This is a genomic window from Wolbachia endosymbiont (group A) of Epagoge grotiana, assembly GCF_947251775.1.
Taxonomy (GTDB): Bacteria; Pseudomonadota; Alphaproteobacteria; order Rickettsiales; family Anaplasmataceae; genus Wolbachia; species Wolbachia pipientis.
Map to the genome: position 1 here is coordinate 1,391,187 of NZ_OX366387.1, position 23,128 is coordinate 1,414,314.

General features: G+C 34.0%; 20 protein-coding genes and 2 pseudogenes. 16 read left to right on the top strand and 6 right to left on the bottom strand.

From position 1 onward, the window contains the following. Nucleotides 1-17: 17 nt before the first annotated feature. The 8 genes and pseudogenes from OPR50_RS06610 to OPR50_RS06645 all read left to right on the top strand — a co-directional run bounded on the left by OPR50_RS06610 (nt 18) and on the right by OPR50_RS06645 (nt 9,161). A complete protein-coding gene (locus OPR50_RS06610) occupies nt 18-2,093 on the top strand; it encodes a coiled-coil domain-containing protein (protein WP_264339460.1) in 2,076 nt (691 codons plus the stop codon). Nucleotides 2,094-2,602: 509 nt separating this feature from the next. Beyond that, nucleotides 2,603-2,872: a hypothetical protein gene (locus tag OPR50_RS06615; protein ID WP_265023974.1), complete on the top strand. Its 270-nt coding sequence runs from the start codon at nt 2,603-2,605 to the stop codon at nt 2,870-2,872. Between the two features lie 73 nt (nt 2,873-2,945). Beyond that, nucleotides 2,946-4,271, top strand: a complete 1,326-nt coding sequence (locus tag OPR50_RS06620) for an IS4 family transposase (RefSeq protein WP_264339118.1) — start codon at nt 2,946-2,948, stop codon at nt 4,269-4,271. A gap of 10 nt (nt 4,272-4,281) precedes the next feature. Further along, nucleotides 4,282-6,642 carry a hypothetical protein gene (locus OPR50_RS06625; protein ID WP_265023975.1) on the top strand — a complete coding sequence of 787 codons (2,361 nt, stop codon included), beginning with the start codon at nt 4,282-4,284 and terminating at the stop codon, nt 6,640-6,642. A 136-nt stretch (nt 6,643-6,778) separates the two neighbouring features. Next, nucleotides 6,779-7,123 (top strand): annotated as a pseudogene (locus OPR50_RS06630) (hypothetical protein); the annotation flags it as partial. Then, complete coding sequence (locus OPR50_RS06635; RefSeq protein ID WP_174515985.1) at nt 7,116-8,303, top strand: phage tail sheath subtilisin-like domain-containing protein; 1,188 nt, start codon at nt 7,116-7,118, stop codon at nt 8,301-8,303. The pseudogene OPR50_RS06630 and the gene OPR50_RS06635, both read left to right, overlap by 8 nt. 11 nt (nt 8,304-8,314) lie before the next feature. Next, the gene (locus OPR50_RS06640) at nt 8,315-8,821 is read left to right on the top strand and encodes a phage major tail tube protein (protein ID WP_265023976.1); all 507 of its coding nucleotides are present in this window, start codon (nt 8,315-8,317) and stop codon (nt 8,819-8,821) included. Nucleotides 8,822-8,903: 82 nt separating this feature from the next. After that, nucleotides 8,904-9,161, top strand: coding sequence for a phage tail assembly protein (locus OPR50_RS06645; protein ID WP_250777628.1), 258 nt, complete (start codon nt 8,904-8,906; stop codon nt 9,159-9,161). A 42-nt stretch (nt 9,162-9,203) separates the two neighbouring features. On the opposite strand, the gene OPR50_RS06650 is transcribed toward OPR50_RS06645, so the two are convergent. Next, nucleotides 9,204-10,670: an IS4 family transposase gene (locus tag OPR50_RS06650; protein ID WP_264339584.1), complete on the bottom strand. Its 1,467-nt coding sequence runs from the start codon at nt 10,668-10,670 to the stop codon at nt 9,204-9,206. Nucleotides 10,671-10,851: 181 nt separating this feature from the next. On the opposite strand from OPR50_RS06650, the gene OPR50_RS06655 reads away from it, so the two are divergent. The 6 genes from OPR50_RS06655 to OPR50_RS06680 are packed head-to-tail and all read left to right on the top strand — an operon-like array spanning nt 10,852 to nt 15,487. Then, nucleotides 10,852-13,170, top strand: coding sequence for a phage tail tape measure protein (locus OPR50_RS06655; protein ID WP_265023977.1), 2,319 nt, complete (start codon nt 10,852-10,854; stop codon nt 13,168-13,170). After that, on the top strand, nt 13,170-13,517 hold the full coding sequence (locus OPR50_RS06660) for a phage tail protein (protein WP_208571517.1): 348 nt from the start codon (nt 13,170-13,172) through the stop codon (nt 13,515-13,517). The genes OPR50_RS06655 and OPR50_RS06660 overlap by 1 nt, the downstream gene beginning before the upstream one ends. Then, complete coding sequence (locus tag OPR50_RS06665) at nt 13,514-13,723, top strand: tail protein X (RefSeq protein ID WP_208571518.1); 210 nt, start codon at nt 13,514-13,516, stop codon at nt 13,721-13,723. The genes OPR50_RS06660 and OPR50_RS06665 overlap by 4 nt, the downstream gene beginning before the upstream one ends. Further along, the gene (locus OPR50_RS06670) at nt 13,724-14,674 is read left to right on the top strand and encodes a contractile injection system protein, VgrG/Pvc8 family (RefSeq protein ID WP_208571519.1); all 951 of its coding nucleotides are present in this window, start codon (nt 13,724-13,726) and stop codon (nt 14,672-14,674) included. It begins immediately after the preceding gene. Between the two features lie 33 nt (nt 14,675-14,707). Then, nucleotides 14,708-15,223, top strand: coding sequence for an ankyrin repeat domain-containing protein (locus tag OPR50_RS06675; protein ID WP_244226821.1), 516 nt, complete (start codon nt 14,708-14,710; stop codon nt 15,221-15,223). 54 nt (nt 15,224-15,277) lie between these two features. Beyond that, on the top strand, nt 15,278-15,487 hold the full coding sequence (locus tag OPR50_RS06680) for a hypothetical protein (protein ID WP_019236585.1): 210 nt from the start codon (nt 15,278-15,280) through the stop codon (nt 15,485-15,487). Here OPR50_RS06680 and OPR50_RS06685 read toward each other — a convergent pair whose 3' ends face one another. Then, complete coding sequence (locus OPR50_RS06685) at nt 15,488-16,009, bottom strand: phospholipase D family nuclease (RefSeq protein ID WP_139686866.1); 522 nt, start codon at nt 16,007-16,009, stop codon at nt 15,488-15,490. Between OPR50_RS06685 and OPR50_RS06690 the strand changes: the two genes are divergently transcribed. Continuing rightward, on the top strand, nt 16,008-16,934 hold the full coding sequence (locus OPR50_RS06690) for a patatin-like phospholipase family protein (protein ID WP_265023978.1): 927 nt from the start codon (nt 16,008-16,010) through the stop codon (nt 16,932-16,934). The genes OPR50_RS06685 and OPR50_RS06690 overlap by 2 nt on opposite strands. A 54-nt stretch (nt 16,935-16,988) precedes the next feature. Here the strand turns inward: OPR50_RS06690 and wmk (OPR50_RS06695) are convergent, their stop codons facing one another. From wmk (OPR50_RS06695) to OPR50_RS06705, 3 genes and pseudogenes are all read right to left on the bottom strand, one after another. Continuing rightward, nucleotides 16,989-17,891, bottom strand: coding sequence for a WO male-killing family protein Wmk (gene wmk, locus OPR50_RS06695; protein WP_265023979.1), 903 nt, complete (start codon nt 17,889-17,891; stop codon nt 16,989-16,991). A gap of 49 nt (nt 17,892-17,940) precedes the next feature. Continuing rightward, nucleotides 17,941-18,855 carry a WO male-killing family protein Wmk gene (gene wmk, locus OPR50_RS06700; RefSeq protein ID WP_264339073.1) on the bottom strand — a complete coding sequence of 305 codons (915 nt, stop codon included), beginning with the start codon at nt 18,853-18,855 and terminating at the stop codon, nt 17,941-17,943. An 87-nt stretch (nt 18,856-18,942) separates the two neighbouring features. Further along, nucleotides 18,943-19,311 (bottom strand): annotated as a pseudogene (locus tag OPR50_RS06705) (hypothetical protein); the annotation flags it as partial. 318 nt (nt 19,312-19,629) lie between these two features. Between OPR50_RS06705 and OPR50_RS06710 the strand changes: the two are divergent. After that, nucleotides 19,630-21,096: an IS4 family transposase gene (locus tag OPR50_RS06710; RefSeq protein WP_265024328.1), complete on the top strand. Its 1,467-nt coding sequence runs from the start codon at nt 19,630-19,632 to the stop codon at nt 21,094-21,096. Nucleotides 21,097-21,131: 35 nt separating this feature from the next. Here OPR50_RS06710 and guaA read toward each other — a convergent pair whose 3' ends face one another. Continuing rightward, a complete protein-coding gene (gene guaA / locus OPR50_RS06715) occupies nt 21,132-22,694 on the bottom strand; it encodes a glutamine-hydrolyzing GMP synthase (protein ID WP_265023980.1) in 1,563 nt (520 codons plus the stop codon). Nucleotides 22,695-23,128: the final 434 nt, after the last annotated feature.

Below are 23,128 nucleotides of genomic sequence, written 5' to 3' on the forward strand. Positions count from 1 at the left end.
TTTTAAAATGTAAAATTATGCCACAGGAAAACGAAAATGTATTTATAGCTGAAAGTCAAAGTTTAGATGTAGATGAACAGAAGAAAAAGGATATTTTAGATGTGATTGAATCTTGTAGCAGCTTTCAAGAGACTATAAAACAATTGGAGGAAAAAAATTTAATCTGGTATTTTATTGGCCCTTTACGCAAAGATGAGAACATTACAGGACAGATAAATTTAAAGTGGGAAAAGGAGTTCCAAAAATTTGAGCAATCAATAAATGAAACACATAGAGAATTTGAAGCATCTTTACCAAATCAAAATTTCTTAGCGTATTCAACAAAAGATGATGACTTCAAAATTAGATTTGAAAATGAAGAAAAACCAATAGAAATTAGCAATATTTTAAGAGCTAGCAGTGAAGGTAAGGTTTATAACATATCTTTAGGGAAAGATAGTCAAATAACTGCAACCAAAAAAGGCAGCGAAAGGCACTATGATTTTACTGGTTCAAGCTCATGTGAAATGACCATTAATTGGCAGGCTAAGGATTCTGAAGGTAACAGCATAGACTGTAGCATGACCGTAAAATTGGATTCTGGTGGTATACAGAGTGTTATTGGTGAGCCAAAATTTGGAGGAATAACGAGTTCAGAAGAAGTATTAAAGTTAGTTGGACAAAATAAAGAAGTTTTTATCAACGGAAAAACTCTGTATCAAGCTTTTACTGGCATATCCAAGAGTGTAGACGATCAGCAAGTACCAGCAGAGGAAATATTTACAAAAGATCTACATATATCACCACAGTCACCTACACCAAGCAGCAGTGGGTATTCCTCTCCTAGCACACCTTCTTCACGTAGAAGTTCTATATCCACCAGCAGTGAATTTAGTGATGAAGATGAAATATTTGAGGATGATATGTCTGGTGATGAAGAAGAGTATGAGCAAGAAGGATTAAAAGATGAAGTTGAGGAATTAGAGGAAGAAAAAGAAACATTTGCTAAATATTTTGCAGTGCAGGCAAAGCAGCTTGAGGATCTAAGATTAGAACGTGACTCCTTGAGAGATAAAGTCAATGAACAACAGCGAGCGATATTTGAAAGAGGTCAAAGAATAAAGGAACAAGAGGAAGAACTACAGGATAAAAATGATGTAATAAAGAACTTAAATGATCAGTTGAAAGATAAGGAAGGTGAAACAAATGAGGCAAATAAAGAATTACAGAGAAAATTGAAGCAAAGTGAAGCTAATTTAACTGTACTAAAGGAAAAGAATGCAAATTTGGAGAATGACCTGAAGAAAATAGTGGAAGGTTTAAACGATGATCATAAAAAGCAGTTGGCAGAACAGTTAATGGAAACAAAAAAGGAAAACAATACATTGGCTGAAACGGCGAACCAATTGTCTAAAGAATTAAATGAATTACAGAGAGAAAAGGAAGACTTAGAGAGGAAAATTCGACAACTTGAACCTGGAAGATCACTTGCAGATGAGCTAAGCGAAGAAAATACGAAGGGGGAAATAGAAAAGCTTCAACGTCAGCTTAAGGAAAAGGAAGATATGTTACAAGAAGAGTTGAAATCTGCCAAAGAGAGTCTAGAGCAACTGCAGAACATATTACAGCAGGAAAAAGGTCAGGCAACTCAAACTGAAGTTGAATATGAAAGTAGAGGAACAAGCATGCAGCAGCAAGACCAAGGTATACAAGCTGTAAACAACAACTCAAGCAGAACAGCTAGTGGGTTAAGACAAGAAAACAAAAAATTGACTAGAGACAAACTAACTATATCTGAACAATTAAAACAAAAAATAAGAGAGATTGACGAGTTAAAGAAAAATTTAAAGCAATTACAAGAAGAAAATAAACAACTCAAACAAGAAGTTACTAAAAATGCAGGAGTTGATGCATCATCTTCAACAGGTCAAAAAGAAGCTAAAGAAGCAGAAGTTATACCGCAAAACATTATGGATTGGCCTGTTCCAATTCCAGATGATAAACCGGAAGAGCAGAAAACTCCATTAGAGCCAATCAAGGTAAATACAGAATTATCAGATCCAAAATCAATCCCTGCTGAGGGTCCGGAAAAATCTCCTCCTCTTTCAAAATGATGAGTTTTGCTTCTATAGCTGACCCAAGCAACACGTCATCCCGCGATTTATTCGCGTTATCTCAGCCGCTAACACGTAGCGGGATACTTAACCGTCATACCGTGATTTATTCACAGTATCTCTTAGCCACTAACAAGCAGCGGGATGACAGCAATCCTACGTCATGCCGCCGCGGTACCTCTAGATCCCGCTAACTAGTAGCGGAATGACGAATTTTTGTTTTTCAAATTATAGCTAAACATACTGTAATTGCTATTGAATGATGGAGAGACATACTCCATTATTTTAGCACGAAGTAACAAATTCAATGAATTGGTTCTTCAAAAATAATTTAAACTTTTACAGTAGGTCATGAAATATTATAGCGATCTCATTAAAAGAAACTTTTATAAGTATCGTTGATGAGAAAGGAAAAGTTGTTAAGGAAGAAGTTGTTGCAAGCGAAAGTAAGGCAATAGCAGATTAGCCAAGGCAAAAAATACGAACCCATAGGAATAGAAAGTGGATAGTTGTCAATATCAATGTGCAAAGAGTTAAGGAGTTTTGGATTACCAGTAATTTGTGTAGATGCAAGGCATATGGCAGCAGCGTTGTCTGCAAGAATCAATAAGAATGATAAAAACGATGCGAGGGGTATAGCGCAGATGATGAGAAGTGTTAGTAAAATCAGTTGTCAAATTAAAATAGCGCTTGGAAGCAGAAGACAGCTAATGTGTAGCAAACAGCAGGTTATTGGAACAATAAGAGGGTTGTTGAAGATACCATACGCGTCAAGTTAAGGAAATAAAGGTATGAAAGAGATAGAATAATAAGGTATAAGTTCTCCCAGATATACTTTTAGTGAGAGAACCAATGAATAAAATAACTTGCTTATCAAAAAAGCTCAAAGAATTTTTTAATGAAAAAGCAGAGAAAATCTCAATTACAACAAGGTTTATAAAAAGAAAGAGAAAGCTAAAAGGTTCATCATTCGTAAAAGCCATGGTCTTGGGTAATATAGGAGTTGATAATTGTAGCGTAGAAACAATGTGTCAATTACTAAACGAGGACTCGATAGATATAACAAAACAAGGTTTGGATTTTAGATTTACTGAAGAAGCAGTGGAATTTATGAAAAGGATGTATAATGAATCTGTGATTCTCTTTAAAAATATCTTGCAAGTTGATTGCAAAATCTTACAGCAATTTAATAGTGTTAAATTATTGGACAGTAGCTATATTACTCTACCTAACAGTATGGAAGAGATGTATAAAGGTTATGGTACTAGCTACAGTGGCTATGAAAGCAATACTAAGTCTGGAATAAAGTTACAATTAGTTTTCGACTACATGAATCAGATAATAGACCAACTTAATTTAACGGAGGGGGTAAGATCAGACCAGGGATATAGGAAACATTTAAGTAATATATTAAGCAATGATTTGCTAATATCTGATCTCGGTTATTTTGTGCCAAGTTCTTTTAAACAAATCAATGAAATAGGAGCTTATTTCATAAGTCGTTATAAATCCGATACCAACATATATGATGTAGAAACAAATCAAAAAATGGAGTTATTAGAATGTTTAGAGGATAAGTTATTTTTAGAAAACGAGGTATTGTTAGGAAAAGAAGCAAAAATTAGAGTAAGAATTATATGTCAGAAACTAACTGAAGAACAGTCTATGGCCAGAAGAAGGAAAGCTAATAGATTAGCAAGATCGCAGGGATATACATCCTCTAAAAGAAATCAAAAATTGTTGAACTGGTCAATATTTATAACTAATGTTCCAGAAAATAAAATTAGTGCTGAGCAAGTATTAACGATTTACAGAGTAAGGTGGCAAATTGAGTTATTATTTAAATTGTATAAAAGCCATATCAGGCTTGATAAGCTAAAAGGAAAGCCATGCAGAGTATTATGTGAACTATATGCTAAATTGTGCGCAATTCTTATATTTCACGGCATAGTTGGTTGCACAGAAGTGAAAAAGAATACAGAACTTAGCTTAACAAAGGCATTTATTGAGCTAAAAAGGCGGGTTAGAGAGTTATTTTTAGTATTAACCAAAATTAATAGTTTAAAAGCATTTCTTAAAAAACTCACTATAACTTGGTCGCGATTTTCATTAAAAGACAAACGTAGAAGGGCTAGAGTATCCACTTTAACCTCTCTAAATTTGCTCACAATCTCTTAACTTGACGCGTATGGATTCAGATACTCACCCAATTGTATATGTATTAGGATTTGCTGATAATGAAGAAGAAGTAGAACAGGAGCAAAACGAGGCAAGGTACAGAATAACAGAATTGATGAGCAAACAAAGAGGATATTTGCCTATTACTTCTGAAGATGAGATAGTTTTCTGTCCTGTTGTACTTAATTTAGCTGCACAGAGAGCGGAAGAACTTATAACTATTCCAGAAAATCTTTATATACATAAAATTAATCGTCATTATGAACCAAGAAGAGCTGCTCGTAATCAAGAACAAGTATTACAACTAATAAATGCGTATATTCAAAATAATCCAAATGGTAATTTTGATCAGCTAGAAAATGTACATGATATACTTACATTAGATTTTGCAACAGATAATCTTAATTATCATTATTGGCTTCAACACCGTGATGTATTTGATGCTGCAAGAAGGTATGGCTTTAATGTTGAAAATGATCAATTGTTTGCAATAACTTCAGAAGCACAGATAACAGAGCCAGAGCGACGTGATGATGATGGGCAAGTAGTACGTCAAGAGTATCAATGGGTACGTGAAAATCTGCAAAGGCTTCGTGGTGGAGAAAATGGTGAAAGAAGGATATTAACTTTAATTGTTAATTTAGGTAACGTTCATTGGGTTACATTAACTATTGTTTACCAAAATGAGAATTATTATTGTTATTATGCTAACTCAGCTGGTGGCGGTATTCCAAATGATGTTAGACTAGCTTTAGAAGATAGTGGTATTAATAATGCTAATATCCATAACATTCTTGCTGATCAGCAAGGTAATTTGTTAGTACAACAAAGAGATAATCACAATTGTGGCTTGTGGGCTTTGGAAAATGCCAGAGATATCAATCAAGTTTTACAAGGAAATAATAACCTTGGAGAAAGGGGTCTAGGTATGTTGGATGAGATGCGTCGCCGTCTTACGTTAAATGTTCCAGGCTTGAATAATCAGGATGATCAAAATCCTCCTAGAAATGAACAGTACTTTCAAGATCTGAGAAGAGAAATCTCAAGAGAATTTCGAAACACTGGTACTAATGCTGGACAAAGTCGTGACAATGATCCATTGATTAGAGGCACTATACGACTTCAAAATCAAAATGGAATACGTGAACTACTATTAGAGTACTTAGAATTAACATTATCTCATGTACAGTCATTACATTTTGATAAAGAGCAACAGGCAGCGCTTTTGCAGTTTGTATCTAGCAGCTTTCCAAATGTATCTATTGAATTAGTGAAACAAGGCCTTTATTTGCCTTCTTTTGAAAAGCGAGGAGTTAATGTTAATGGTAAATGCGTAACAACTACCCGTGGTTTATCTCAAGCTTTATCTTTACACGAAAACAAATCACTTTTAAATAATCTAAAAACTTCATCTGAAATTTATGAGCGTATAGCTCAAGGTAAGCAGATATCGAAAAGGGAAGAAAAAGAGGCTTTTACTTTTAGTAAGTTGCTTAGTAATTTTGAAGAGCAGGCAGATTGTGTTACAAGTACTTTGCCTTCAAGCTTAACTCATAGTAGGGGTTGTAAAGTGCTTAGTGATTTATCAAATTATATAGCTAAAATTAATGGTGATTTTGCTCTTCACTTAGTAACAAGTAATCATGTTGTAGCCATTTACAGAATGAGTGATAATTACGCGTATTTTGATAGCAATACAGCATTTGTTTCTGAACTAAAAAGCGTTGATCAGCTTATACAAGTTGTGGAAAAAGGAATGGGGTTTGCCAGCTATGAAATAGGAGAAAAAGGCTTTCTCCTTGAACACTTTGATATTAATCAAGCTAATGATCTATTAGATGATGAAGATAAGCAAACCCTAACAAGAGAAATTAAAACAGAACGAGAACTTCTTGCAGAACAGGATAAAGAGCTTGGTCTTATTAAAATTGATGGTCAAGAAGTATCCAGAGTGCAATTATATGACTTTGGGACTAAAATTAATGTAAAAGGTAGCGTGCCATTGCTCATTAATGCTGATATGAAGTTAAATAGCGAAAAATTTCTGGATTATTTAGATAAAAAAGAAGTAAGCATAACAGCTAGAGAATACCTTGATAACTTGCAAAATAGCAAAAATGTGAAAGAGGTAGTACAAGCAACCAAAGCAATTCCTTTTGAAGGTTCAAATCGAGAAGTTAAGGAAGCAGAACACCAACGTAGCCAAGAACTTAAGTTTTCTATGAAGCAATTAATAAAATATCTTTTGACTGCTGTCATTAGGCAGAAAAGCCAACTGTCAGAGGATAATAGCAAAGCAGATGATAATCCTAATCATTATTTGAGTAGTGTAACAATAAGTAGTCAACCGAAGGAGTCACAAAGATATTAATCTGTTTATCTCTGAAGTTGTGAAATTTTATCTACAGAAAGATGGCGTCTTGTAATTCAACAAGAAGATTATAAAAATTGAATCTTAAGTTGTGTTGTGAAATAAAAAATATTTTCTATTCGCGACCTGTGTAGAGCGTTTCTATTATGATAATCATACTCACCAATATGCAGGTCATTCTCACCAAAAAGCTAAATCTTATGAGATTCAAGCGGAAGCCGCAAAAAGCATTCTAGCAGCACCAGAATCTATAGATGAAAAGGATAAAGAAATTATAGAACCTTTAGCAAAAGTCCGTGGTATTACGGTTATTGAAATGGCAAGAATAATTGAGGAAAAAGTGAAAAAAGCAGTAAAAGCAATAATTAAATGTGAAGAGCTTGAAGATTTAGCCAAAAGAAAGATTGAAGAAGCCAAAAGTGAAAATGAGCTACAGACTTTGCTAGATGATTTCAGGAAAAAAATACAAAGAAATGGCTGAAGAATTTTTACATGGCGTAAATGTTATTGAGGTAACCTCAGGAGCAAAGACAGTACGTACAGCTAAATCATCAGTGATAGGTGTAATTGGTACTGCACCTGAAGCAGATGAGCAAAAATTTCCGCTAAATAAACCAGTGTTAGTTGCAGGAAGCTTAAAGGAAGCAGCAAAGCTCGGAAAGAGTGGCAGTTTACCTTCTGCAATAAATGGAATATTTTCCCAGATTGGTGCAACAGTAGTAGTTATTCGAGTTAAAGAAAGTGAAAACAGCGATCCAAAGCTCAAAGAAAGTGAAACTATTCAAAGTATAATCGGTGGAGTTGATAAAGAGACTGGAGAATATCAAGGGATAGAGGCATTCCTCAGTAGTGAAAGTATAGTTCATGTTGCTCCAAGAATATTAATTGCACCTCAGTTTACTCATCAGTTACCTGAAATAGATGGAGTAAATCCAGTAGTGAGTGCTTTAATTTCCATAGCAGAAAAATTAAGAGCAATTATTGTTGCAGACGGACCAAATACTAATGATGAAGAAGCAATAAAATGGAGAAAAAGTGTAGGCAGCTCAAGAGTTTACGTAGTTGACCCATGGATTAAGTTATTTATTGAAGGAAAAGAAAAAATCTTGCCATCGAGTCCATTTGTAGCTGGTTTAATAGCTAAAATAGACAGCGAACAAGGCTTCTGGCATTCACCTTCAAATAAAGAGATAAATGGTATTGTTGGCACAAGCAGGCCTATTGATTTTAGCTTAGGTTATGCAAATTGCAGAGCAAACCACTTAAATGAAAATGAAGTAACAACGATAATTCATCAAAACGGCTATAGGCTTTGGGGAAATAGAACATGTTCAAATGACTCAAAATGGGCTTTTCTGTCAGTGAGAAGGACTGCAGATTTAATCAATGATAGTCTACTTCGAGCTCATTTATGGGCAGTTGATCGCAATATCACCAAAACTTATATAGATGATGTGATTGAGGGGGTGAATTCTTATTTGGCCAATTTAAAAGTACAAGGAGCGATTATTAGCGGAAAATGTTATGCAACTCCAGAGCTCAATACACCAACAAATATTGCAAGCGGGAAAGTATATTTTGATTTCGAATTTACACTACCATATCCGGCTGAGCAAATAACATTCAAATCTCATCTCGTAAATAATAGTGTAATAAGTTAGGAGAAAGCAAAGTGTTACCGAAAATACTGAGAAATTTTAACGTATTTGTTGATGGCCGGGGTTATGCAGGAAAAATAGATGAAATAACCTTGCCGAAGCTTACCATAAAAACCGAAGAGTACAGAGCTGGTGGTATGGATATTCCAATAAATATTGATATGGGCATGGAAAAGCTTGAAGCAGATTTCACTTTTTCTGAATACGATACAGAACTCTTTAGGCTATTTGGTCTAATAAATGGGAATTCAGTTTCTTTGACACTCAGAGGTGGAATGCAAGGGAGTGGTAGTAATGATATTGAAGCAGTAATAATCAATTTAAGAGGCATTTTTAAAGAGTTTGATTTTGGTAACTGGAAACCTGCTGAAAAAGCAACGCTGAAGTGTACTGTAGCTGCTCATTACTATAAACTTACTATGGGTGGTAATGAGTTAATAGAAATCGATGCTGAAAATATGATTAGAAAGATAAATGGTGTTGATCAGATGGCACTACTTCAAACGGTGCTTGGAATATGAAGATTTTTAGAATTCTATTTTTTAGATGTTGATCAAATAGTTACAACATTTTACAAGATTTTATTTTTTATAGGAGAATTTTATGCAAACTATAACACTAAACAACCCAATAACAGTTGATGGTATTTCTGTCTCAGAACTTACCGTTAGACGTCCAAAAGTTAGAGATTATCTAGCTATTGAGAGACTTAATGGTAGTGATCTAAGTAAGGAAGTAACTTTGACTGCCAATTTGACATCAGTTGCAAAAGAAGCGATTGAAGAGTTAGATATTGCTGATTATGTGAAAGTGCAAGAGGTATTAAAGGATTTTTTTTCACCAGTTATTCAAAGGACTTGAGGTCAGAAGTATTAATGTTCAGCTCTGTTGTAGGGCTTACTATTACCCACAAGTATAAAATTCATGAGCAAGTTTCCATCCTTCTGCTAAATCAAAGAGACGTTTCCATCCCTTCCACAAAGCTATAGGGCCTGGTTCTAAGTCATTTTTGCGAGCTAAAAACCCTCCTAACTTGGCCACCCACCTCACAATTTCTCTTATAGGTGGTGGTGTCTCAGGATAGTTTTTTGTCTTAAGCATTTTGGTATATAAAACCTTCCATTCGTCGTCAGTCAGTATGAAAGTGCAAGAAAGATTTGGATTTGTTCTAGCTACTAGTGTGATAAAAAATATTCTCCATGCAATTATACTCATTATTGTAAGAAAGCGGATTAATCTATCTGCTGCTTGGAGCCTACATTCTTCAACTTTAAGACCAGATTTCAAAATTTTATGAAAAACCTCTATTCTCCATCTTAAGCAATACCATTGTATTTTTTCTACTGCTTCTTCAAAATTATTAATATTTATATTTGTCAACAAAATCCAGTTCACAGGCTCTTCGCCAAATGGGGGGTATTTTTCTATAGCATAGACAGCATTTAAACTTAAATTAGGAAGTTTTTGGGTTTTACGTCTAGCGTTATTTTTTGATGCATTCATCACAAAGTTGCTAAACTTTACTTCTAAAACTGTTGTTCTTTGAGGTTTATCATTGCGAGCAGGAATATTCACTTGTATTTCTCCTTGACAAGACATGCGATTCATCAGATCCCACAACCTTTCACCACCTTTTTCAGAATAAGTCGACTTCTTATTTATTGTTCTGTTTTGATTTCCTCTTACTACAAAAAGAGATTGATTAGTGGAAGCAACTTCAAATAAATCATACATATCTGCTTCTCTGTCACAGACGGTAACTACCTTGATATCCTTTAATCCAGGATGATTAGTAGAATATTTAAGTGATTCTATCCACCGTATGCTTTCTTTCTCTTCTATGGGAACAGCAGTATTATGGCTTCTTCTTTTCAACTCTTTTAGGTCTTCAGCTAAGGAGGGTCTAGTACTAATTTTTTGATCCAATAATCCTATAGGCAGTCCTTCTGTTGTAACTGCAAACGTTGTATGCATCACTAATCCATGTGTTTTAAAATTAGTTGTTTTAGATGTTAATCTTGCTGCTATAATCCCTAATCCTTCGGTCTTTTTATGATTTTTATATGAGATATAACTCGTGTCTTGGATAGCTAAGATAGTTGAGTATTCTTTAGCTCTTTCAACAGTTTTAATTATATGACTTTCTAATATCTTTCTCTCAGAAATGGCATCGTTTTGGAAAAATCTATAAGCTGCTTTACTTTGATGCCAATCTTCACAAGCTTGATTTATTGAACGCTCAGGCGATTCAGCAAAACTATTAACTATTTTTAGAAGCCTTTTACTTAATCTTATATCACCAAAATTAACAATTCCAAATTCACTTTCTGCCCATTCGCCAGTTGAAGTATTTATAGTTCTTTTCATCATATATTCCATTTTTAGACCATAGATCCATTTATAATAGAAAGTTGAATTAGTAAAATATCAGCTTTTTTACTATTTATATACTTATGGGTAATAGTAAGGTTGTAGGGGGCGGGGTTGAGCAAATACTTGAAATGGAAATTAATGAATTTATCCTATGGAATGAAGCAGCGAGGAAGGTACAATGTCAACGTTATCTATAAAAATTGGAGCAGTCCTAGATGGCAGTTTCAGTACTGTAATAAAAGGAAGTAGCAGTCAACTTACTCATCTTGGTGAGAATATAAGAAAGCTTGACTTATCTTTAAAATCAGTATCAAAGTTTAAGCAGTTAGGTCATGATGTTTTGACTAGCAAGAGGTCATGGAAAGGCTTTGAAGATCAAGTAAAATCTTTAGCTAAACAAATGAAGGCAATAGAGAAACCGAGCAAAACTTTAAAAGCAGAATTTGACAAGGCCAAAACCTCTGCAATAAAAGCAAAAGAAGCATATTTGAAAAAGAGAGATGCTTTGCATTCATTTAATGAAGAAGTAAGAAAAAGTGGAAGAAATATTAAGTCATTAGTAAGCGACCAATATAAACTTGGCTCGTCCATTGAAGTGCTAAAAGGTAAGTATGGTAAGCTTGGGTCTGCAATACGTAGTCACCAAAGTTTTTTAGCAAGCAAAGCACATTTTAAGTCACAAATTATAGAGACTATTGGGCTTGGACTAACGCTTGCAGCGCCAGTTAAAGTTGCCATTGATTTTGAAAGTGCTATGGCTGATGTTACAAAAGTAGTTGATTTTAAAAAGGGAACGAATGAAGCAACTAAATTTGCCAAAGGGTTAAAGGAAATGTCAAGAACAATACCATTATCAGCCGCAGAATTAGCACAAATAGCTGCAAGCGGTGGACAGCTTGGTATCAAGAAAGAAGACCTTTTTAATTTTACAGAAACAGTGGCAAAAATGTCTACAGCATTTGATATGTCTGCAGAACAAGCAGGAGATTCTATAGCTAAACTTTCTAACGTTTATGGAATTAATGTTAGTGAAATGGAACACGTTGGTAATGTGATCAACCACTTGTCAGATAACACTGCTGCTAAAGCAAAAGATATGGTTGAAGCTCTAGCAATAGTTGGTGGTACTGCAAAGCAGTTTGGATTAAAGTTTGCACAAACAAGTAGCTTAGTAAATGCTTTCATTAGTTTGGGCAAACAACCAGCAAAAGCTGCAACTGCTATAAATGCACTACTTTCAAAACTTCAAACTGCTGAAGGTCAAGGAAAAGAATTTAAGGAAGCACTAGAAGAAATGGGCATAGCCGCAGAAAAAATGGTACAAAGGATAAGTGAAAATGGGGAAAAAGCACTACTTTACTTTTTTCAAACTCTAAAGAAAATGGATAATCAGGAACGTTCTACAATCCTTATGAAACTTTTTGGTCAGGAATATCAAGATGATATTGCATTATTAGCTGGAAGTTTTAATAAGTATGAGGATGCAATAAAGTTATTGGCTAATACAGAAAAGTATGGAAGCTCTCTGCAAAAAGAATTCAAAAATCGTGCAGACACTACAGCCAATAAATTAAGACTCCTTCGAAATGCAATAGCTGAAGTTGGTATGAACCTGGGCTCGGTGATGCTGCCTACTTTAAAATTTATAGCTGAATTTTTACAAGAAAAAACTAGGAGCATAGCCTTATTTGCAGAAAAATATCCAACCTTAACTACAGCAATCATGGGAACTATAGCAGCTTTAATAAGTTTGAAAATCTTAGTAGTGGGCTTAGGTTATGGGTTTACTTTTTTAGCAAGTACAGTTCTCGGTTTAAGAGCAAAAATAATTGCAACATTTTCATTTTTATCAGCTACAGTTTTTCCTGCAGTAATAACAGGACTAAGAGCAGTAACACTCGCTGTAATGAGTAACCCGATTGGATTTTTAATAGCAAGTCTTGTTACTGGTGCAGCTCTTGTTGTGACTAACTGGCAAAAGGTGAAAGACTTTTTTTCTAGCTTTTTGGAATACATAAAATCACTCATTAAACCTATAGGAGAAGCCTTTTCATGGATGAAAAATACAGTTAGTAGCATATTTGGAAAAGTGTCAAAAAATAGTCCAGTAAAGGAATTTGAAAAGAGAAAAACTGTTATTTCGTTAGTTGATGGAGAAGCTAGCAATGTACTTTCTAAAAATAGTGTTTTTAATAATGGGAATCCTTTATCAAATAATAATGTGATGAAAGAAATTTCTAAAAATAGCTGGAATAATGTTAAAATTAAACATGCTATCGCAGAAAAGAAATCTGTAGTAGATGAGAAAAATCTAAAAGAGTACGTAAAAAGCAAATATGAAAATAAAACTTTTAACCAAACTCAACATAATTATTTCAACATAAGTGTACAAGCAGCACCAAATCAAGATGTTCGTGGTCTTGCAGATGAAGTAATAAAAAGGATAAGAGAAAAGTCACGTGATGTTTTATTTGATACAGTAGAGACATTTTACTGATGTTATCTCTTGGTCCATATAAATTTACTCCGATAAGTTTGAAGTATAGTAAAGAAAATCGTTGGAGTGTAATTGAATGCATCAATAAAATGCCGTCACTACAAAATATTGGTCAAGGAGTGGAAAATATAGACTTAGAGGGAATAACTTATCTTCATAACCCTGGAAATTTAAGTCAATTAAATAGTGCAAAAGAAGCAGAAGAACCTCACACTTTGGTTGATAACATGGGAAATGTTTTGGGACAGTTTGTGATTACAAGATTAGAAGAAAAGCAAACATCATTTCTCCCTTGTGGATTTCCAAGAAAAGTTGAATTTAGTTTGAGTTTGAAAAGCTATAGATGACTATATATTACTTAACTAAAGAAGGAGAAATGCTAGATCTGATTTGCTGGAAACATTACGGATTTACTGATGGAGTAGTGGAATTAGTACTAGCAGAGAACTTAGGTTTGGCAGAATACGGAAGCTTTTTACCTGCTGGATTAAAGATAAAGCTTTCTACTATTAAGAAAACAGTACAAAAGTCAAAATTAAAGGTCTGGGAATAAATGCAGCCAGATTTTATAATAGATAAATGTGAATCAATTAAAGATAGAGTTATATCATTGCGCCTCACAGATGAATCTGGGACAATAGACGATGTAGTTGAAGTGTATGTTGATTACAGAGATGAAAACTTAAATATCCCGAATAAATTGAATATTTCTTTAGGGTATAGGGAAATCGGAGTGACGCCCATGGGTGTATATACAATTAATGAAATTACGGTACAGAGTCCGCCTAAAACCTTACTAATAAAGGCTCATGCAACAAATTTAAGACTATCATTAAAGGAAAAAGTATCTAAAGAATGGCATCAAATTACTCTAGGTAACTTGGTTAATGAAATAGCAGAAAAACACGGATATGGGTGCAGAGTTGCAGAAGAATTTGAAAATGTGTTGATTCCACATATTAACCAAACAGAAGAAAGTGATATAAGTTTACTAACAAAAATAGCAATAGAACGCGAAGCAATGGCAAAACTAGCTGGCGGATATATACTCTTTATTCCAAAAGGCAAAGCAAAGTCGGCAACTGGAAAAGCTTTAGGAACAACAGCTATTAGACCTCAAGACACAATAAATTGGAAAGTGCATTTTAGCGTGAGTAGGTACAACTCAGTGGTTGCAAAATGGCATAGCTATGAAAAGGGTGAAACTATATCAGAAACAGTTGGCTCTGGTAGTCCAAGTTATACCATACAAACGCTTTACTCTAATGTAGAATCAGCACTAAGTGCAGCAAATGCTAAGTTAAAACAACTAAAGCGAAATAATGCAGTATTGGATATCACTATGCCTGGTAATCCAGAACTATTTGCAGAGGCGAAACTTAGCTTGTTAGGGTTTTATCAAGATATAGACGGTGAATGGGTAATTGATAGAGCAGAACATGTGTTAGATAGTTCAGGTTATCGCACTATGTTATCAGCATCAACGTTAAGAAAAAATCAGTAAAACAAATGTTTAATGTTGAAAAAAGTATTGAATATGAATAGAGACTCAAGAAATAAGCTACATTTTTGGTGGTGTATAACAATGATAATATGTGTTGTTATTACCTATTGCTACATGAAAGCAAAAGCTACAGATAATTATAAAACAATATTACGAACTGCCTCTCAAAATTGTAACTTAGAAGTTGTAAAATTCTCAGTAGAAAATCTATTAGACATTAATGTGCAGATCCCTAAATTAACAGCACTACATTATGCTGCAGAAGAAGGATGTGCAGAGGTTGTAAAATTCTTAGTAGAAAAAGGAGTTGATATAAATGCTACGAAATATGAAAGATGGACACCTTTACATGCAGCTACATATGAAGGCAATTTAAAGATAATTAGATTTTTATTAGATAAAGGTGCAGATCCTAACATTAGAGACACAGATGGGAAAAACCCTAGAGATGTAGCTGTGCTAAGATCACGGCACAATAAAGATAAACCATACGATGAAATTATACACTTGCTCTATAATGCTGAAAAAGAACACGAATCTGAGCAGTAATATTTCGTAACCGGAAACAAGAAGTAGTTGAAAGATTACACAGTTAGGAGAAACATGCAAAATCAAAAAATCCCAATTACAGTAATTATCACGTTATTAATACAAACAGTAGCATTTATATGGTGGTTATCCAAGTTAGACTCAAGGGTACAATTTCACGATAAACTTATTGAATATGGTTTAATGGAAAAAGTATTAGTACTTGAGGAAAGGGTAAAAAATCTTTCTGAGGAATTGGATGAGCTTAAAGCTGATTTTAAGTAATTATTCTTCTACTTTTGGTGTATAAGGATCAGATTGAGATTTACGATCCTTCCAGTTTTCGATGTATTGCTCAACTAGTGGAGGATCTCCTGTTATAATCAATAGGTTTTCAGCATTTCTTTGCTGAGCGGCATCTGAAAAGTTAAATGATCCGGTTATGATTTTTTGCTCATCAATAATCATAATTTTGCTGTGTGAAATTGCAGGTTTATAGTCTATGTATATCGGTATTTTTTGCCTAAATAATTCATTGATGACACTGTATTTTGAGCTGACCTGTGATTCATCTAGGATAACCCTAATATCAATACCACGTTTTTTTGCTCTAATTAAAGATTGTGCAATAGGCTTTGAAGTAAATTGATATGCCTGAATTAATATGGATTTTTGAGCTTGATCTATAGCATTGGTTATTTGTTCGGCACAATTTTCCCTAGGTGTAAAACAGACTGTAGTTTTTGGACAGGTAACACAACCTGATAAAAGTGAGCAAGTTAACAGAATTAATAAATATCTAATCATGAAAAAATACATCCTTTCAGTTGACGGAGGAAGCATAAGGGGCATAATACCAGCCATTATTCTAGCAGAAATAGAAAAGAGAGCAAGAAAACCGATAGCTGAAATCTTTGATCTTATGGCAGGGACCTCAACCGGTGGAATTGTTGTAGCTGGATTATGTAAAAAAGATAAACCTCAATATTCAGCCAATGATTTAGTTGAGTTTTACCAAGAATACGGGTCATATATTTTTAAATCTTCATTTTTGAGAAGATCAATATTTTCTTGGTTTAATTGTGCACAATATTCACATAAAAATATTGAATTTGTACTGGATAAATATTTTGGTGATGATACTCTACAAAACACTTTAAGTAATGTACTGCTTACCAGTTATGATATTCATAACAACCATCCTTTCTTTTTTAAGAGCTGGAAAGAAGATAGAAATTTTATCAAATTGAAAGATGCATTACGAGCTACAACTTCTGCACCTACTTACTTTGCACCTAAATATCTTAAAATCAACCACAAGGAAATGGTATTAGTGGATGGCGGGGTATTTGCCAATAATCCAGCGGCTTGTGCATATGCAAGTGGTAAGAGGTTATTTCCAAATGATGATATTCTACTGTTATCGATAGGTACTGGAAGAACAGATAGAAGCATAGAGTATGCCAATTCAAAGAGATTTGGAAAAATAGGCTGGATAAAACCACTATTACATGTGATGTTTGCCTCAAGTTTAGATTCAGTAAATTACCAACTTGATCAAGTTATAGGTGATAAATATATACGCATACAATCGCAATTAAAAATAGCATCACCTGACATGGATAATATTACATCAAAAAATATCAAATCTCTTCAGCAAGAGGCAAGTAAAATGATAGAGGACAATCAAAAAGTGATAGAGAAATTCTGCATAGAAGTGTTAAATATATAACTATCTTTACTTATATCTTAATATAATATTTCTCAGTACCGTCTTTAACACAATTCAATTTTCACACTCATCAGCAGTTAGGCCACTTGCTCGCAAAATAACATCAGTAGAAACACCTGCCTTTGCTAGATTTTTCGCAACTTTGATTTTTTCTATTTTTTTAACCTTTTCTTTACTATCCTTCATACTACTAGATAAAAATTTTACTAATCCATTCACTAATTCCTGCTCTTCAGTTTTTCTTAGTAAAGTGAGTAGTTCACTATCTTCATTTGTTTTAGGTAGCAGAACTTTAATATTCACTGATAATTGTTCTGCTATTTGATATAATTTGTCAAATGATATGGCAGTGTATCCTATTTCATACTCGTGTATTTCCTTGAGCGTTAAATCAACTTTATTCGCCAAATCTTTCTGAGTATACCTTTTTATCAATCTCCATTCTCTTATTCTTTGCCCTATTCTGTAGTATATAGAATCAGTGCAGACTTCTTTCTCTGTATTATCATACTCGTAAATAGATAAGCCGGTTGCTTGGGAAATTATGTCAACTGAAACCCCTTCTTTCACTAGATTTTTTGCTATTTCCAACCTTGCCTCTTCTTGATTAATTTTTTCGCTAATATGAACAAACCTGACTAATGAAGGTACTATTTTGCCTAACTTTTGATTCTCGTATATTTTCGTTAGATAGAGTATTTCCTCGTCTTCATAGCTGTCTTCCCTTACTATTACTGGTTCAGGTAATAAATCTACAACGTCAACTGATAATACTCTTGCTATTATATATAGTACTTCAATTGGAATAGGAATATACCCATCTTCATAGCTGTTTACTTCTTGGTATGTTAAACCTATTTGACTTGCTAATCCTATTTGAGTATGCCCTCGCATTAACCTACAATTTTCTATTCTTTGCCCTATTCCGTAACTAACATTGCTTGCAGAAACAAACATTTATCCTCCATTTAAGAAAAAAACTTTATTGCTATAATTTTTTTACGAGCTATCCATCTAAAACCATATCAATAGATAAACCTACCGCTTGCAAAATAGTATCAATAGAAATTCCCCCTTTTACTAGATCCTTTGCAACTTTAATCCTTTCTATCTCTCTCACTTTCTCCTCACAAATACGTATCCCTTCAAACAAAGATTTTATTAGTGCATGACGTAGTTCTTGGCTCTCAATTTCTTTGTATTCTTTAATCAAATTCGGTAGCTCATTTTCCACTGTACTACCTTCATCTTTCTCTATTAGTAGATCTGTAATATTAATCGATAACGCTTCTGCCATTTCATATAATTTATCAAGTGGAACAGCAGTCCTTCCTTGTTCATAGTTGCTTATTTCGTCACGTGTTGTATTCATTTTCTCTGCTAAATCCTTTTGAGTATACTCTCTCACGAGCCTCCATTCTTTTATCTTTTTTCCTATTTGGCAGTATATAGAACCAACTTTTTCTTCAATACATTCATCAGCAGGCAGACCAATTGTTTTTGCAACAATATCAACAGAAACTCCTGCTTTAACCAAACCCTTTGCAATTTTTATTTTTTCTGATTTTTTACTACTTTTTTCACTAACTTTGACAAATTTAGTTAATAAACAAAACATCTTACGTAACTCCTGATCATTAATCTTTTTATATTCTCTTACTAGATTTAATATTTCTCCTTCCTCATTTTTAAAGCCGATTTTCTCCTTTGATGCAGTAATGAGATCGGTAATACTTACTGACAATGCACCTGCTATAGCGTACAACCTTTCGATTGAAATTCTACGGTTCCCTTTTTCATATTGAAGTATTACCCAGTACTTTACACCAAGTTTCTCTGCTAAATCTTTCTGAGTGTACCCTCGCTCTAACCTCCAATTTTTTACTTTTTGCCCTACTTCATAGTCTAAACTTCTTTCCACAAAAAGAACCTTGCATATAATATTTTCTATTATAGCTCAAAGGCTCCAGATATAATAGCTAGACTCTGGAACCTTTAAATTGATGAATTAAAGTGCCCTACAAGTTTCTTTACTATTTTCACGTACTTTGTCTGCCCATGAAAACAATTTTTCACTTACTTCCTTCTGCTTTTCACTCCATATGCCACATCTAGTGAAACTACCTTTCTCTACTGCTTCTTTAAGTTTTACTCCCCCGAAAAGGCAATTTTTTCCAATTTCTTCCCCTATTTGTTGTAATTCAGCCCACATTTCCTTGTTTTCTACTCTGACTTGTACTTGATCATATTTTTTTACATCGTGGTACAATATAACATTTAGCTTACCAATGCTTGTAGGAAATTCTAACACAACAGAGCTACCATCTGATACATCAACGTAATTTCTTGCACCTCCTTGCTCCCTTCTAACCCTTACTATTACCCACAAATAAAAACATAGTATTGTATTTACTCAAATAATTTAATTTTATTAACCTGAAAGCTTATTAGATTAAAATTATTAAACTAAGAGTTATAATTTTAGCAACTAAAAGCTGTAAATTGCACCATATAAACAGTTATTTCAAGCAAAAGTTATGCCATTAAGAGCTATGCAACAAACATTTATATTTGTGGGTAATAGTAAGCTTCTAACCCTTACTATTACCCATAAGTATATAAATAGTAAAAAAGCTGATATTTTACTAATTCAACTTTCTATTATAAATGGATCTATGGTCTAAAAATGGAATATATGATGAAAAGAACTATAAATACTTCAACTGGCGAATGGGCAGAAAGTGAATTTGGAATTGTTGATTTTGGTGATATAAGATTAAGTAGGAGGCTTTTAAAAATAGTTAATAGTCTTGCTGAATCGCCTGAACGTTCAATAAATCAAGCTTGTGAAGATTGGCATCAAAGTAAAGCAGCTTATAGATTTTTCCAAAATGATGCCGTTTCTGAAAGAAAGATATTATACAGTCATATAATTAAAACTGTTGAAAGAGATAAAGAATATTCAACTATTTTAGCTATCCAAGATACGAGTTATATTTCATATAAAAATCATAAAAAGACTAAAGGATTAGGGATTATAGCAGCAAGGTTAAAATCTGAAACAACTAATTTTAAAACCCATGGATTAGTGACGCATACAACATTTGCAGTTACAACAGAAGGACTGCCTATAGGATTATTGGATCAAAAAATTAGTACTAGACCCTCCTTAGCTGAAGACCTAAAAGAGTTGAAAAGAAGAAGCCATAATACTGCTGTTCCCATAGAAGAGAAAGAAAGCATACGGTGGATAGAATCACTTAAATATTCTACTAATCATCCTGGATTAAAGGATATCAAGGTAGTTACCGTCTGTGACAGAGAAGCAGATATGTATGATTTATTTGAAGTTGCTTCCACTAATCAATCTCTTTTTGTAGTAAGAGGAAATCAAAACAGAACAATAAATAAGAAGTCGACTTATTCTGAAAAAGGTGGTGAAAGGTTGTGGGATCTGATGAATCGCATGTCTTGTCAAGGAGAAATACAAGTGAATATTCCTGCTCGCAATGATAAACCTCAAAGAACAACAGTTTTAGAAGTAAAGTTTAGCAACTTTGTGATGAATGCATCAAAAAATAACGCTAGACGTAAAACCCAAAAACTTCCTAATTTAAGTTTAAATGCTGTCTATGCTATAGAAAAATACCCCCCATTTGGCGAAGAGCCTGTGAACTGGATTTTGTTGACAAATATAAATATTAATAATTTTGAAGAAGCAGTAGAAAAAATACAATGGTATTGCTTAAGATGGAGAATAGAGGTTTTTCATAAAATTTTGAAATCTGGTCTTAAAGTTGAAGAATGTAGGCTCCAAGCAGCAGATAGATTAATCCGCTTTCTTACAATAATGAGTATAATTGCATGGAGAATATTTTTTATCACACTAGTAGCTAGAACAAATCCAAATCTTTCTTGCACTTTCATACTGACTGACGACGAATGGAAGGTTTTATATACCAAAATGCTTAAGACAAAAAACTATCCTGAGACACCACCACCTATAAGAGAAATTGTGAGGTGGGTGGCCAAGTTAGGAGGGTTTTTAGCTCGCAAAAATGACTTAGAACCAGGCCCTATAGCTTTGTGGAAGGGATGGAAACGTCTCTTTGATTTAGCAGAAGGATGGAAACTTGCTCATGAATTTTATACTTGTGGGTAATAGTAAGAGCTAACAAGCAGCGGGATCTTTTTGATTTACTCCCACTCAATAGTTGCGGGTGGTTTAGAAGTGATATCATAAACAACTCTATTTACTCCGGGAACATTATTAACAATTATACTGCCGACATTGCGTAAAAAATCCCAAAATACTAGCAAGTGTTGATCCTTATCTTCAAATGGAAATGCATCGGCTGTCATACCATCAGATGATGTTACAGCCCTTAAAGCACAAACATATCCATACGTACGACCATCTCCCATAACGCCTACAGTTTTTATTGGTAATAATACAGCAAAAGCTTGCCATATCTTATCATATAGATCGTAATTTTTCATCGTATTAATATATATTTCATCTACTTCTTGCAATATTCGCACCTTTTCTTCATCGACTTCACTTATAATCCTCACTGCAAGTCCAGGTCCAGGAAATGGATGTTGAAATATTATCTCATCTGAAAGCCCAATTTCTTTTCCAAGTAGCCTTACCTCATCTTTAAAGAGGTAGCGTAAAGGCTCCACTAGCTTCAGGTTCATCTTTTCTGGCAACCCACCAACATTATGGTGAGACTTAATTGTACTAGTGTTGTTTGAGGCATGCCCTGACTCAACTACATCAGAGTAGATGGTACCTTGCATCAAAAAATCCACATCACCTATTTTTTTTGCTTCTTCTTCAAACACTTCAATAAAAGTGTTACCGATAATTTTTCGCTTTTCTTCTGGATCAGTTATTCCCTTCAACCTACTCAAAAGTAAATTTGATTTATCAACGTAATTTATCGGAATCTCTTTCAACATAGCGATGGTTTGGTTCTTGCGTAACAACCCAGTATCGATAAAAATACAGTTCAATTGTTTTCCTATAGCTTTATGTGTGAGAGCCGCTGCAACGCTTGAATCAACCCCACCACTTACTGCAGCGATTACTTTTTTCTCTCCTACTACATTTTTGATTTTTTCCTTTTGCTCCTCAATAAACGACTTCATTGTCCAGTCTCTTTTGCAATTTGCAATATCCAAGAAGTTAGAGAGCAATTTACTGCCATTTGTTGTGGGCTTAACCTCAGGATGGAACTGAGTACAGTAAATCTTCCGCTGTTCGTTGACAATCATTGCAATTGTTTGATTTATCACACCTGATGCGATAACAGTAAATCCCTGTGGTATAGTATCAACACTGTCCGCATGGTTCATTAATACATCCACTTCAGAATTAACATCCCAGGTATCCTTTACAATGGGGGATTCTTTTAGTATCTTGATTTTAGTTCTACCAAACTCCTGTTTGAAACTCTCTTTTACTTTTGCTCCAAAATAATGACAAATGAGTTGCTGTCCATAGCATATTCCAAGTATAGGAACGCTTGTTGCCTCATTAAGTTTTATAATTTCATGTACTACTCTACTTGTTTCAGAACAATCATCATTTACAGATTGTGGTCCTCCAGAGAGAATAAACCCATTGAATTTTGATATTGTTTCAAAACTGATGTTGCTTGGAAATATCTCACAATAAACACCCATTCCTCTTACTTGTCTTGCGATAAGCTGTGTAAACTGTGAACCAAAATCAATAATGGCAATTGCTGACAATTTGCTCCTCCATATTATTTAAAATGATATCTGATAATAAAGAAAATAATGGAGTAAGTAAACCAAGACCTGTTTAAAAGCTTTAACGCGTGGTACAAGTTAGCTATATAGCTAATTTTCCTACACCATACCGCTGCGGCGCTAACTAGTAGCGGAATGACAGCAATCTACGTCATACCGCCCCAGTATCTCAGCCGCTAACAAGTAGCGGGATGACGATTGTCGTTTAGCCATAAATGTTTAAGAAATTTACCAAGTGAAAAAAAAGGCAAAAGAAGCCCCATGGTGGTTGGCTATTTACTATGTACTAAAATATCGGCGTTTTTTTTATTCTAAAACGCTTGATTAAGAGCGATTTAGCTGCTTTTAACTTGCAACTAACCTACACCGCAAGTGTTTAAGAAATTTACTAAGCAGGAAAAAAGGCAAAGAAA

Excerpts from the sequence above, each read along its gene's own strand:
- OPR50_RS06635 (WP_174515985.1), top strand. The coding sequence starts at position 7,116 with ATGGCTGAAGAATTTTTACATGGCGTAAATGTTATTGAGGTAACCTCA.
- OPR50_RS06620 (WP_264339118.1), top strand. The coding sequence starts at position 2,946 with ATGAATAAAATAACTTGCTTATCAAAAAAGCTCAAAGAATTTTTTAAT.
- OPR50_RS06650 (WP_264339584.1), bottom strand. The coding sequence starts at position 10,670 with ATGATGAAAAGAACTATAAATACTTCAACTGGCGAATGGGCAGAAAGT.
- OPR50_RS06690 (WP_265023978.1), top strand. The coding sequence starts at position 16,008 with ATGAAAAAATACATCCTTTCAGTTGACGGAGGAAGCATAAGGGGCATA.
- OPR50_RS06685 (WP_139686866.1), bottom strand. The coding sequence starts at position 16,009 with ATGATTAGATATTTATTAATTCTGTTAACTTGCTCACTTTTATCAGGT.
- OPR50_RS06670 (WP_208571519.1), top strand. The coding sequence starts at position 13,724 with ATGCAGCCAGATTTTATAATAGATAAATGTGAATCAATTAAAGATAGA.
- OPR50_RS06655 (WP_265023977.1), top strand. The coding sequence starts at position 10,852 with ATGTCAACGTTATCTATAAAAATTGGAGCAGTCCTAGATGGCAGTTTC.
- OPR50_RS06625 (WP_265023975.1), top strand. The coding sequence starts at position 4,282 with ATGGATTCAGATACTCACCCAATTGTATATGTATTAGGATTTGCTGAT.
- OPR50_RS06675 (WP_244226821.1), top strand. The coding sequence starts at position 14,708 with ATGAATAGAGACTCAAGAAATAAGCTACATTTTTGGTGGTGTATAACA.
- OPR50_RS06665 (WP_208571518.1), top strand. The coding sequence starts at position 13,514 with ATGACTATATATTACTTAACTAAAGAAGGAGAAATGCTAGATCTGATT.
- OPR50_RS06645 (WP_250777628.1), top strand. The coding sequence starts at position 8,904 with ATGCAAACTATAACACTAAACAACCCAATAACAGTTGATGGTATTTCT.
- OPR50_RS06610 (WP_264339460.1), top strand. The coding sequence starts at position 18 with ATGCCACAGGAAAACGAAAATGTATTTATAGCTGAAAGTCAAAGTTTA.
- OPR50_RS06660 (WP_208571517.1), top strand. The coding sequence starts at position 13,170 with ATGTTATCTCTTGGTCCATATAAATTTACTCCGATAAGTTTGAAGTAT.
- wmk (WP_265023979.1), bottom strand. The coding sequence starts at position 17,891 with ATGTTTGTTTCTGCAAGCAATGTTAGTTACGGAATAGGGCAAAGAATA.
- OPR50_RS06710 (WP_265024328.1), top strand. The coding sequence starts at position 19,630 with ATGATGAAAAGAACTATAAATACTTCAACTGGCGAATGGGCAGAAAGT.
- OPR50_RS06680 (WP_019236585.1), top strand. The coding sequence starts at position 15,278 with ATGCAAAATCAAAAAATCCCAATTACAGTAATTATCACGTTATTAATA.